10 protein-coding genes and 1 pseudogene are annotated in these 12,623 nt (G+C 63.1%); all 11 read left to right on the forward strand.

The features are described from left to right. Nucleotides 1–791 precede the first annotated feature (791 nt). The 11 genes and pseudogenes from AMM33_RS17710 (at nt 792) to AMM33_RS17760 (ending at nt 12,593) form a co-directional block, all read left to right on the forward strand. Complete coding sequence (locus AMM33_RS17710) at nt 792–1,712, forward strand: SDR family NAD(P)-dependent oxidoreductase (RefSeq protein WP_090142598.1); 921 nt, start codon at nt 792–794, stop codon at nt 1,710–1,712. 10 nt (nt 1,713–1,722) lie between these two features. Next, a pseudogene (locus AMM33_RS22540) lies at nt 1,723–2,046 on the forward strand (Zn-ribbon domain-containing OB-fold protein); the annotation flags it as partial. Nucleotides 2,047–2,157: 111 nt separating this feature from the next. Further along, nucleotides 2,158–3,342 carry a thiolase gene (locus AMM33_RS17715; RefSeq protein WP_369802471.1) on the forward strand — a complete coding sequence of 395 codons (1,185 nt, stop codon included), beginning with the start codon at nt 2,158–2,160 and terminating at the stop codon, nt 3,340–3,342. An 18-nt stretch (nt 3,343–3,360) separates the two neighbouring features. After that, nucleotides 3,361–4,515 (forward strand): acyl-CoA dehydrogenase family protein, encoded by a 1,155-nt coding sequence (locus AMM33_RS17720; RefSeq protein ID WP_090142599.1) that lies wholly within the window; start codon nt 3,361–3,363, stop codon nt 4,513–4,515. Nucleotides 4,516–4,562: 47 nt separating this feature from the next. Further along, complete coding sequence (locus AMM33_RS17725; RefSeq protein WP_090142600.1) at nt 4,563–5,543, forward strand: Bug family tripartite tricarboxylate transporter substrate binding protein; 981 nt, start codon at nt 4,563–4,565, stop codon at nt 5,541–5,543. A gap of 7 nt (nt 5,544–5,550) precedes the next feature. Further along, nucleotides 5,551–6,525, forward strand: a complete 975-nt coding sequence (locus AMM33_RS17730; protein WP_090142601.1) for an NAD(P)H-dependent flavin oxidoreductase — start codon at nt 5,551–5,553, stop codon at nt 6,523–6,525. Between the two features lie 10 nt (nt 6,526–6,535). Continuing rightward, nucleotides 6,536–6,718, forward strand: coding sequence for a hypothetical protein (locus tag AMM33_RS17735; protein ID WP_090142602.1), 183 nt, complete (start codon nt 6,536–6,538; stop codon nt 6,716–6,718). A gap of 71 nt (nt 6,719–6,789) precedes the next feature. After that, a complete protein-coding gene (locus AMM33_RS17740; RefSeq protein ID WP_090142603.1) occupies nt 6,790–7,779 on the forward strand; it encodes a Bug family tripartite tricarboxylate transporter substrate binding protein in 990 nt (329 codons plus the stop codon). Between the two features lie 3 nt (nt 7,780–7,782). After that, the gene (locus AMM33_RS17745; RefSeq protein WP_090142604.1) at nt 7,783–9,306 is read left to right on the forward strand and encodes a class I adenylate-forming enzyme family protein; all 1,524 of its coding nucleotides are present in this window, start codon (nt 7,783–7,785) and stop codon (nt 9,304–9,306) included. Between the two features lie 1,202 nt (nt 9,307–10,508). Then, nucleotides 10,509–11,390 carry an HTD2 family dehydratase gene (locus AMM33_RS17755; RefSeq protein ID WP_090142606.1) on the forward strand — a complete coding sequence of 294 codons (882 nt, stop codon included), beginning with the start codon at nt 10,509–10,511 and terminating at the stop codon, nt 11,388–11,390. 45 nt (nt 11,391–11,435) lie between these two features. Beyond that, nucleotides 11,436–12,593, forward strand: a complete 1,158-nt coding sequence (locus AMM33_RS17760; RefSeq protein WP_194945545.1) for an acyl-CoA dehydrogenase family protein — start codon at nt 11,436–11,438, stop codon at nt 12,591–12,593. Nucleotides 12,594–12,623 lie beyond the last annotated feature (30 nt).

Consider the following 12,623-nt stretch of genomic DNA (forward strand, 5'->3'; position numbering starts at 1 on the left):
ATGCGTGGCCGAAAACCGAAGACTCAGGGTAAGGCCGTCAGCTGTACTTGTATAGACAGGATGGACTCAAGAAAAACCGTGCAGCACATTCACATGAACCCTTTCACAGCAATGGACTGCAACAGCATCTCACATCATGCGCCCGCAGTCCACCCCAAGCATCAGTGCATGCACCATCTTGTTGTCTATACAAATAAATGCTATTGAATGGCACATTGAAGTGTGAGACATGTCATCTTGTAGGTCGGCACTCGCAGAGTCCGACGTTAGGGGTTTGGGCACAGGCCCCTGTCGGGGTCTTCGACCACCGACCTACGAACCGCCATTCAGTAGGTCGGTACTCGCAGAGTCCGACGTTATGGGTTTGGGCACAGGCCCCTGTCGGGGTCTTCGACCACCGACCTGCGAACCGCCATCCTGTAGGTCGGCACTCGCAGAGTCCGACGTTAGGGGTTTGGGCACAGGCCCCTGTCGGGGTCTTCGACCGCCGACCTACGAACCGCCATTCAGTAGGTCGGCACTCGCAGAGTCCGACGTTATGGGTTTCGGCGCAGGCCCATGTCGGGGTCTTCGACCGCCGACCTGCGAACCGCCATTTTGTAGGTCGGCACTCGCAGAGTCCGACGTTTCACAGCAAACCAAGGGCATTCCCTGAGTTCTGGAATCCGAAAGCCCCGCTTTGGCAATCGCAGATTGTTCAAAATCTGTGGGCACAGCAAGATATAAATCAACCCTCCGGTGGTGATGCCGCCCATGACGGGTGCGCACCCCGAGCTTCCCCAGGAGAACACATGAGCAGTACAGGATTGGTCCAGGACAAGGTGGTCGTGGTCACCGGCGCAGGCGGCGGCATTGGCCGCGACATTGCGCTGGCCATGGCGCGTGAAGGCGCCAAGGTGGTGGTCAACGACATTGGCGCGTCGGTGTCGGGCGAAGGCCAGGATGCAGGCCCCGCACAAAAAGTGGTGGACGAAATCCAAGCCATGGGCGGTCAGGCAGCGGCGAACACCGACAGCGTGTCGGATGCCACAGGCGCGGCCCGCATCATCCAGACGGCCATCGACAGCTTTGGCCGCATCGACGTGGTGGTCAACAACGCAGGCATCTTGCGCGACCGCTTCTTCCACAAGATGAGCATGGACGAGTGGGACGCCGTGCTCAAGGTGCACCTGTACGGCGCTTTCTACGTCAGCCGCGCTGCCGCTCCGCACTTCAAGGAGCAGGAAAGCGGCAACTACATCCACATGACCTCGACCTCGGGGCTGGTGGGCAACTTTGGCCAGGCCAACTACTCGGCGGCCAAGCTGGGCGTGACCGCGCTGTCCAAGTCGATCGCGCTCGACATGCAAAAGTTCAACGTGCGCTCCAACTGCATTTCGCCCTTCGCCTGGAGCCGCATGATCGGTTCGATCCCGACCGAGACGCCCGAAGAGCAAGCCCGCGTCGAGCGCATCAAGCAGATGACGCCCGCCAAGATCGCGCCCATGGCCGTGGCCCTGGCCAGCGACGCCTCGGCCCATGTGAATGGCCAGGTCTTTGCCGTGCGCAACAACGAAATCTTTTTGATGAGCCAGCCGCGCCCCATCCGCTCGGTGCACCGCAGCGAGGGCTGGACGCCGCAGTCGGTGCTGGACCAAGCCATGCCCGCCCTCAAGTCCAGTTTCTTTGACCTGGAGCGTTCGGGCGACGTGTTCAGCTGGGACCCGATCTGAGGCGATGACCATGCGTTCAGAAATCAAAAATTCAGGCGTGTTTGCGCAGCACCAAGCCGCCCTGGCCGAAGGCCGCTTTCTGATCCAGCAGTGCGGTGATTGCAGTCAGCACATTTACTTTCCGCGTGAGGTCTGTCCGCACTGCGGCAGCAACCATGTGGCGTTGGTGGCCCCCACGGGCCTGGGCACGGTGTATTCGGTCACCACGGTGCGCCGCAAGCCCGACGCGGGTGGCGACTACAACGTCTGCCTGATCGACCTTGACGAAGGCGTGCGCTTGATGGCCCGCGTGGACATGGACCCTGTTGACGCCGTGCAGGTGGGCCAGCGGGTGCAGGCCCGTGTGGAGGTCGACAAAGGCCAAGGCGTGGTGGTGTTTGACCCGGTCAGCACTGCGGCTGCCTCGGCCAAGCCCGTGCCCCGTGGCCCGGCCGCATCGGCAGCGGTGCATTCGTCCACCGGCCTCAAGGCCTTGCGCGGCAGCGCCGCCATCGCGGGCGTGGCCACCTTTGGCTGTGGCGAAGCCACGGGTTTTAGCGAGATGGAAGTGTTGGCCTGTGCCGCACACGCCGCGGTGGCCGATGCAGGACTCAAGATGAGCGACATCGACGGCCTGTGCACCGCCAGTGTGTTGTCCACCATGTGGCCGATGCCGGTGACCGAGTATTTGGGCATCAACCCCCGCTACATCAACGGCACCATGCTCGGAGGCTCCAGCTTTGTGGCGCACCTCTTGCCCGCCATGATGGCTTTGCAGTCGGGCCAGTGCAACGCGGTGCTGGTGTGCTACGGCAGCACGCAGCGCACCAGCACCTTTGGCCGTGCCGAGATCGCGCAGGCCCGCCGCGTGATGGACCCGCAGCCTTACGAAACCCCCTACGCCCCGATACAACCGCTGAGCGCCTACGCGCTGGCCACGCAGCGGCACATGCACCAGTACGGCACCACCCGCCGCCAGCTGGCCGAAGTGGCCGTAGCCGCACGCGCCTGGGCGCAGCGCAACCCCGAAGCCTTCATGCGCGAGCCGCTGTCCATTGACGACGTGCTCAAGGCCCGCATGGTGTCCGACCCCTTGTCCGTGCGTGACTGCTGTTTGGTGACCGACGGCGGCGGCGCTTTTGTGCTGGTGCGCGCCGACCGTGCGCGCGACCTGCCCCAAAAGCCGGTCTACGTGTTGGGCAACGCCACCGCCAACTGGAACCGCCAGGTCTCGTCCATGCACGACCTCACCGTCACCTCGGCCAGCCAGTCGGGGCGCGAAGCCTTTGCCATGGCGGGCCTCATGCCCGCCGACATGAACGTGGTGCAGCTGTACGACGCCTTCACCATCAACACCTTGCTTTTTCTGGAAGACCTGGGCTTTTGCAAAAAAGGCGAAGGCGGCGCATTTGTCGAAGGCGGTGCGATCGCGCCCGGTGGCCGCCTGGCGGTCAACACCAACGGCGGCGGTCTGTCGTGCACGCACCCGGGCATGTACGGCATCTTCACCGTGATCGAAGCTGTGCGCCAGTTGCGCGGCGAAGGCGGCGAGCGCCAAGTGCCCGGCGTGCAGACCGCGCTGGCCCACGGCAACGGCGGCACGCTGTCGAGCCAGTCCACGGCCATCCTCGGCACTTTTGAGACTTTGTAAATTCATCACCCACAAGCCATGATCCGAGATACCGAAACCTTTGAAGCCCTGCTCGACTCCGTGCGTCGTTTTGTGCGCGAGCGGCTGGTGCCCGCCGAGAACGAAGTGGCCGACACCGATGAGATCCCCGAAACCATCGTGCAAGAGATGCGCGAGATGGGCTTGTTTGGTTTGACCATTCCCGAGTCCTATGGCGGCCTGGAGCTGACCATGGAAGAAGAGGCGCGCCTGCTGTTTGAGCTGTGCAAGACCTCGCCTGCATTTCGCTCGGTGATCGGCACCACGGTGGGCATTGGCTCGCAAGGCATCCTGATGGACGGCACCGAAGCACAAAAAGCCTATTACCTGCCCAAGCTGGCCACGGGCGAGTTGTCGTCCTCGTTTGCGCTGACCGAACCCGATGCGGGCTCGGACGCGGCATCGCTGCGCACCACCGCCATCAAGGACGGTGACCACTACGTGGTCAACGGCACCAAGCGCTACATCACCAACGCGCCGCACTCCAAAATCTTCACGCTCATGGCGCGCACCAACCCGGCCGACAAAGGCGCGGGCGGCGTGTCGGCCTTCATCGTCGACGCCCAATCGCCCGGCATCAGCCTGGGCAAGAACGACAAGAAGATGGGCCAAAAAGGCGCCCATACCTGCGACGTGATGTTTGACAACGTGCGCGTGCCCGCCGCCAACCTGATCGGTGGGCAAGAGGGCCAGGGCTTCAAGACCGCGATGAAGGTGCTCGAAAAAGGCCGCATCCACTTGGCCGCCGTGTGCGTGGGCGTGGCTCAGCGCATCCTGGACGACGCGCTGCGCTACGCCATCGACCGCAAGCAGTTTGGCCAGCCCATTGCCGAGTTCCAGTTGGTGCAGGCCATGTTGGCCGACAGCAAGGCCGAGCTGTATGCCGCCGAGTGCATGGTGATCGACGCCGCACGCAAGCGCGACGAAGGCCGCAGCGTCTCGACCGAAGCCTCGTGCTGCAAGATGTTCGCGTCCGAGATGTGCGGCCGCGTGGCCGACCGGGCGGTGCAGATTTTGGGGGGCGCGGGTTACCTGTCCGAGTACGGCATCGAGCGCTTTTACCGCGATGTGCGTTTGTTCCGCCTGTATGAGGGTACGACCCAGATACAACAAATCATCATTGGCCGCAACATGGTGCGTGAAGCACGCGGCTGAGCAAATCTGATTCTTTTTCCACCATAAAACCACCGAGGAGACAAGACATGACAAAGACCTTCACCCGCCGCATGGCCCTGGCCACGCTCAGCAGTTTGGCCGTGATGGGCGCAGGCAGCGCCCTGGCCCAGGCCCAGTCGGCTTACCCGAGCCAGCCCATCAAGTTCATCGTGCCCTACCCCGCTGGCGGGGCCACCGATGTGCTGGCGCGCATGGTCGCGCAAAAAATGCAGGAGTCCTGGCAGCAAACCGTGGTGGTGGAAAACAAGCCGGGCGCAGGCGGCACCATTGGCAACAACCTGGTGGCCAAGGCCCCGGCCGATGGCCACACGGTGTTGTTTGGCATCGTGGCGCTGGTGCAGCAAATGACCTTGATGAAGTTGCCCTACGACCCGATCAAGGACTTTGCGCCGATCAGCCGTGTGGCCATCAGCCCCAGCGTACTGGCCGCATCGCCCACCTTGCCGGTCAACAACCTGGCCGAGTTCACCAGCCTGGTCAAGGCCAACCCCGGCAAGCACAGCATTGGCTCTTATGGCCCGGGCACCTCGGCCCACCTGCAAGGCGCATTGCTCAACCTGCAGTCGGGGCTGGACCTGACGCATGTGCCCTACCAAGGGGGCGCGCCCTTGGTCACCGCCATGATCGGCGGTCAGTTGTCCTCGGCCTTCCTCGATGCCGGTTCGTCCAAGCAGCACCTGCCCAAGTTCAAGCTGCTGGGTGTGACCGGCACCGATCGCCTTTCGTGGCTGCCCAATGTGCCCACACTCAAAGAGCAAGGCCTCAACTCTTACGAACCCATGGGCTGGTTCGGTTTGTTCTTGCCCGGAGCAACGCCCAAGACGGTGATCGACAAATTCTCGGCAGAAACCCAGCGCATCCTCAAGCTGCCCGATGTGCGCGAGAAGATCGAAGCCATGGGTCTGATTCCGGGTGGTGAAACCACGGACAGCTTTGCCAAGGTCGTGAAAAGCGATGCCGACGTGTACGCCCGCATCATCCGCGACGCCAAGATCACGCTGAATTGATGTCTGCATGAAAACACGCGTGACCGAGGTGCTGGGTATCCGCTACCCCATCTTGCAAGGCGGCATGCAGTGGGTGGGCAAGGCCGAGCTGGTCTCGGCCGTGTCCAACGCCGGGGGGCTGGGCGTGCTCACGGCGCTCACCCAGCCCACACCGCAGGCACTGGCGCACGAGATTGCCCGCACCCGCACGCTGACCGATCGGCCCTTTGGTGTGAACCTCACCATCTTGCCCTCCATCAACCCGCCTCCGTATGCCGAGTACCTGCAGGCCATCATCGACAGCGGCGTCAAGATCGTGGAGACCGCAGGCAACAGCCCCAAGGACTTCATCGGCCGCATGAAGGACGCGGGCATCACCATCGTGCACAAGTGCACCTCGGTGCGCCACGCCCTGAGCGCCGAGCGCAATGGGGTGGACATGGTCAGCATCGACGGCTTTGAATGCGCGGGTCACCCCGGTGAGGACGATGTGCCGGGCCTGGTGCTGATTCCCTTGGCTTGTCAGGCCTTGCGCGTGCCGGTCATTGCCTCGGGCGGCATTGCCGATGGGCGCGGCATGGCCGCTGCGCTGGCGCTGGGCGCCGAAGGCGTGAACATGGGCACCCGCTTTCTGGTCACACAAGAAGCACCGGTGCACGACAACATCAAACAAGCCTTGGTGGGCGCGACCGAGCGCGATACGAAACTGATGTTCCGCACCATGCGCAACACCACGCGGGCCTGGAGCAACGCCGTCTCGCAAGAAGTGGTGGCCACCGAAAACCGCGAAGGCGGTTGCAGCTTTGAAGACATCCGCCACCTGGTCGCAGGCCAGCGTGGCAACCAGGCCCTGCAATCGGGCGACGTCAACGGTGGCGTGGTCGCAGCAGGCCAAGTGATTGGCCTGATCGACGATGTACCCACCTGCGCCGACCTGATCGAGCGCATGGTGGCCGACTGCCGCCAGCAACTGCAGCAAGCTTCGCGCTGGGCACAGGCTTGAGGAAGACCGAATGAGCGAGATCGACACCTCCAAGCTGCAAGACAAAGTGGCCTTTGCCAAGTTGCCACAGGAGTCGGTGTTCAGGCGCATGCGTGGGAGCTTGCCCTGCAAGCGATGGCCTGCGGACCACCCAAGACAGATCGCCAGCAGGGCTGGCTCCCACGATGCCTTGCATGGACAAACACAAGCATAAGCACAAGCACAAGCACTTTGCAGACTTGCGCTGCTCACAACTTTGATAACCACCACAACAGGAGACACGCCATGAACCCTTTGAAACATCTTCTTGCCCGCCGAGCTCTGGTCAGCGCATTGTGCGCAGCCATGACCGGACTGGGCGCTTCAGCTTGGGCTCAGAGCCAAAGCACCGGCCCCACCGTCAAGCTCATCGTGGGCTATGCCGCAGGCGGGCCCGTCGATTCATCGGCGCGGGTGTTTGCACCCGTGCTCAGCCGCGAACTGGGTCAGCCCGTGATCGTGGAAAACAGGCCCGGTGCGGGCGGCGCGGTGGCGGGTAACAGCGTGGTCAAGTCCGCGCCCAATGGCTTGGAAATTTTCTATGCCGCCAGCCCCACCATGACCATCAGTCCCCATGTGCTCAAGGCCATGGCTTTTGATCCGCTCAAGGACATGACCCCGCTGGCCACCATCCTGAGCTATGCCAACGTGCTGGTCATCAACCAGAACCAGCCCTTCAAAACCTTGCCTGAGTTGGTGGCCTTTGGCAAAGCCAATCCCGGCAAACTGGCCTATGGCTCGGCCGGCATGGGCGCATCCAACCACCTGAGCGGCGAGCTGTTTGCACGCCGTGCGGGCATCAACATGACCCATGTGCCCTACAAGGGCAACGCCCCGGCCATGACCGATGTGATGGGCGGGCAGATCCAGATGATGTTTGACATCGTGGGCGGGGCCAAGGCCCACATCGACGGCGGCAAGGTCAAGCCTTTGGCGGTGACCTCCAAAGAGCGCAACCCCGCCCTGCCGCAGCTGCCCAGCATGACCGAGTTGGGCATTCGTGATTACGACGTGGGCGGCTGGTATGGCCTGTATGGCCCGCTGGGCATGAGCGCAGAAGTGAGCCAAAAAATCACCGCCGCCACGGCCCGCGCCCTGCAAGACCCCGAGCTGAACAAGCGCTGGGTGGACCAGGGTTACGTGATCTGGAATGCCAAGCCCGCCGACCTGGCCGATCGCATGCGCCGTGAACACGCGCTGTGGGCCGAAGTGACCAAAGGCATGACCTTCGAATAAAACATGGCTGTGCAATTGACCTCACCCCACACGCGCATTCACCACCTGTTTGACGAGCGCGTCGCGCAGTCACCCGATCACCCTTTCTTGTTCATGCACGACCGGGTGATGACGCTGGGCCAGCTGGCGCAGCAGGTCGATGCGCTGGAAGACGAACTGCGCGAAGCGGGTGTGCGTGTGGGCGACCGTGTGCTGGTGGCCGCCGAAAACTGCCCCGAGCATGTGGCGCTGGTGCTGGCCTGCAGCCGCGTGGGGGCTTGGGCCTGTGGGGTCAATGCGCGCATGACCGCGTCGGAACTCGCGGGCTTTGCCGCCAAGGCCGATGCCCGCGTGCTGTATTTCACGGTGGGCGTGTCTGCCGCGGCGCGCCAGCACGCGCAGCAGTACGACACGCGTGCCAGCGTGCAACCGGCGTTGCAACGCACCTTGGCCGCGCCTGAAGCTACAGCTCAAACGGGCGACTTGGCCGAGCGCGTGGCGGCCATCATTTTCACTTCGGGCACCACCGGCCAGCCCAAGGGCGTGATGCTCACGCACGCGGGCCTGCTGCAGTTTGCCAAGGTCTCGGCGCAGTCACGCCAGCTGACGCCTGCCGACCGCTCGTACGCCTATTTGCCTATGACGCACATCTTCGGTCTGGGCACGGTGCTCATGGCCTCGCTGCACGTTGGGGCCGGTTTGCTCATGCGCAGCCAGTTTGACCCGGCCGATGTGTTTGATGCACTGGCCCACCAGGGCCTGACGCAGCTGCAAGGTCCGCCCGCCATGTTCACCCGCCTGCTGGCCTGGCTCGATGCGCAGGGCATCGATCACCCCGCAGCGCCCGAGCTGCGTTACGTTTACACAGGCGCTGCGCCGCTGGACATGAGCGTCAAAAAAGCCATTGAGGCACGCTTTGGCAAACCCCTGCACCACGGCTATGGCCTGTCGGAATACGCAGGCGCGTTGACGCTGTGCCGACGGGGCGAGTGGCGCGACGACACCAGCGCCGGTTACCTGGTCGAAGGGGCCGAGCTGCGCATCGTCGGACCGCAAGGCAAAGACCTGAGCGCAGGCGAGACTGGTGAAATCTGGATGCGTGGCGTGGGCCTGATGCCGGGTTACTTCCGCGACCCCGAGATCACCGAGCAAGTTATCAAGCCCGGCGGCTGGTACGCCAGCGGCGACTTGGGCCGACAAGACGCCGACGGTGCTTTGCAGGTGGTCGGACGCCTGAAAGAAATGATCATCCGCTCGGGCTTCAACGTGTACCCCGGCGAGGTCGAGGCGGTGTTCCTCGCCTGGCCCGGTGTGCAGCGTGCCGCAGTGGCGGGTCGCAAAGCGGCCGACGGCAACGAAGACATCCTGGCCTTCATCGAAGCCAAACCTGGCGTGCAGCTGGACCTGCAGGCCCTCAAGGCCCACGCCCATGAACACCTGTCACCCTACAAGCGCCCATCGGTGGTGGTGCAAGTGCCCGAAATGCCCATGACCCTGAGCGGCAAAGTGCTCAAGCGCGAGCTGGTCGAGCAGTACAGCCAGGTGTGAAACATCAGCCATGGTCTCGGCCCTCAAATGCGCCCTTGTCGGGCCGCGATCGAAGACCCCGACATGCGCATGATGCCCCTTGCCGCTCGTTCATGCGCTGCGGATATAAGGCAGTTGTCGGACTCTTCGAGTACCGACCTACAAAACCGCCCATGCCTTCGTAGGTCGGCGGTCGAAGACCCCGACATGTGTCAGCCACGAACGCAGACACGCGCGGGCGATGCTGGTGAACAGACAGCGTCGGACTCTTCGAGTACCGACCTACAAGACCGCCCATGCCTTCGTAGGTCGGCGGTCGAAGACCCCGACATGTGTCATCCCAGCACGCAGACACGCACGGGCGATGCTGGTGAACAGACAGCGTCAGACTCAGCGATTACCGACCTACAAGACCGCCCATGCCTTCGTAGGTCGGCGGTCGAAGACCCCGACATGTGTCATCCCAGCACGCAGACACGCACGGGCGATGCTGGTGAACAGACAGCGTCAGACTCAGCGATTACCGACCTACAAGACCGCCCATGCCTTCGTAGGTCGGCGGTCGAAGACCCCGACATGTGTGAGCTCAGCACGCAGGCACGCGCTGGCGATGTCGGTGAACAGACAGCGTCGGACTCTGCGAGTGCCGACCTACAAAACCCCATATGCCTTGGTAGGTCGGCGGTCGAAGACCCCGACATGTGTCAGCCCAGCACGCAGGCACGCGCTGGCGATGCCGGTGAACAGACGGCGTCGGACTCTGCGAGTGCCGACCTACAAAACCCCATATGCCTTGGTAGGTCGGCGGTCGAAGACCCCGACATGTGCCAGCCCAGCACGCAAACACGCGCGGGCGATGCTGGTGAACAGACAGCGTCAGACTCAGCGATTACCGACCTACAAGACCGCCCATGCCTTCGTAGGTCGGCGGTCGAAGACCCCGACATGTGTCAGCCCAGCACGCAGGCACGCGCTGGCGATGTCGGTGAACAGACAGCGTCGGACTCTGCGAGTACCGACCTACGGACAAGGGGTAATGCGCAGGTCGGCCCTGCCGCGATGGGCCTGCGCACAACACAAGCCATTGGCCAGAGGGTGGAACTTCGACACAGAGGGATGCTTGCACAGGCTGGCAGCGCCCTTCATGTTCGCCAAAGATGGGCTTTCACAAAGACAGACCCATTCAGACTCAGGCAGCTTCAGATCTGCGAGAAGATACAAGCATGAACACAGCCACCACCCTTGACGCCGCCCAAGTCGCGCACCTGCGCAGCTGGGAAGGCCGCAGCGAAACGCTGACCGACGAGATCGTGGCCGCTTCGTTGCGCGGCCAAAGCGCCCTGCTTGATCGCGATGACGCCCGCCAAGCCGCAGGCAGCGAAGTGCCGCCGCTGTGGCACTGGCTGTACTTTTTGCCGCAAGCCCCGCAAAGCCAGATCGGCCCCGATGGTCACCCTTTGCGCGGGGGCTTTTTACCGCCCGTGCCGCTGCCGCGCCGCATGTGGGCCGGTGGACGGCTGCAGTGGCACACCCACAACCCGCTGCGCGTGGGCGACGCCGCGCAAAAGCATTCGCGCATCGCATCCGTCAAGCACAAGGCGGGCCGCACGGGCGACCTGCTGTTTGTCGAGGTTGAACACGCCTTCCACAACGCCCAAGGCCTGTGCCTGACCGAAACGCACGACATCGTTTACCGCGCAGCCGCTGTGCCGGGTGCCCCCGAAGTGCCGCCCGCCGCAGCCGAGATGGGTGCGCCCTGGCAACGCGAGTTCGTGCCCGATCCGGTGTCGCTGTTTCGCTATTCGGCGCTCACCTTCAATGGTCACCGCATCCATTACGACCGCAGCTATGTGACGCAAGAAGAAGGCTACCCCGGCCTTATCGTGCACGGCCCACTCATTGCGACTTTGCTGGTGGACCTGGTGCGCAGGCAAGTGCCCGGTGCGCGTGTGGCCTCGTTCCAGTTTCGCGCCGTGCGCCCCACGTTTGACCTGCACCCCTTCCGGCTGAACGGGCGGCCGTCTGCCGATCGCAAGACGATTGAGCTGTGGGCCTCCGACCACGAAGGCTGGCTCACCATGCAGGCGCAAGCCACGCTGGCCTGAAGCTGCACGCGCATCCATTTTTGAAAATCCATAACCATCACCACCATGCACGCACCCGACCAGTACCAGGACATCCGCGACGCCGTGCGCGACCTCTGCGCCCAGTTCCCTGACGAATACCACCGCAAGGTCGACGAAAAACGCGCTTATCCCGAAGAGTTTGTCGACGCCCTAACCAAAGCCGGTTGGATGGCCGCGCTGATTCCGCAGGAGTACGGCGGCTCGGGCCTGACCATGGCCGAAGCCTCGGTCATCATGGAAGAGATCAACCGCTCGGGCGGCAACTCGGGCGCGTGCCACGGCCAGATGTACGTGATGAATTCCATCGTGCGCAGCGGCTCTGAGGCGCAGAAAAACACGCTCTTGCCCAAGATCGCCACGGGCGAGTTGCGCATCCAGTCCATGGGCGTGACCGAGCCCACCACGGGCAGCGACACCACCAAACTCAAGACCACCGCCGTGCGCAAAGACGGCCGCTGGGTCATCAACGGCCAGAAGGTCTGGATCTCGCGCATCCAGCACAGTGACCTGATGATTCTGCTGGCCCGTACCACGCCCGCCGACCAGGTCACCAAGCGGTCTGAGGGCCTGTCGTGCTTCTTGATCGATTTGAAGCAGGCCATTGGCAACGGTCTGACCGTGCGGCCCATCCTGAACATGGTCAACCACGAGACCAACGAGCTGTTTTTTGACAACCTAGAAATCCCCGAAGACGCGCTCTTGGGCGAAGAAGGCAAAGGCTTCAAGACTTTGCTCGACGGCCTGAACGCCGAGCGCACCCTGATCGCCGCCGAGTGCATTGGCGACGGCTACTGGTTCATCGACCGCGCCACGAAATACGCCAAAGACCGTGTGGTGTTCGGCCGCCCCATCGGCCAAAACCAGGGCGTGCAGTTCCCGATTGCCGACGCTTTCATTGAGCTGGAAGCGGCCAACCTGATGCGCTGGAAGGCCTGCGAAAAAATCGACGCCATGCAAAACGCCGGGGCCGAAGCCAATATGGCCAAGTACCTCGCGGCCAAGGCCAGCTGGGAAGCGGCCAACGTTTGCCTGCAAACGCACGGTGGCTTTGGTTTTGCTTGCGAGTACGACATCGAGCGCAAGTTCCGCGAAACGCGCCTGTACCAGGTGGCCCCGGTCTCGACCAACATGATCTTCAGCTACGTGGCCGAGCACATCCTCGGGCTGCCACGTTCGTTCTAAGTACGAGTGCTCAGCCGCTGCCGATGAACA

Origin of the sequence: Limnohabitans sp. DM1, assembly GCF_001269385.1 — a bacterium.
Taxonomy (GTDB): Bacteria; Pseudomonadota; Gammaproteobacteria; order Burkholderiales; family Burkholderiaceae_C; genus Limnohabitans_A.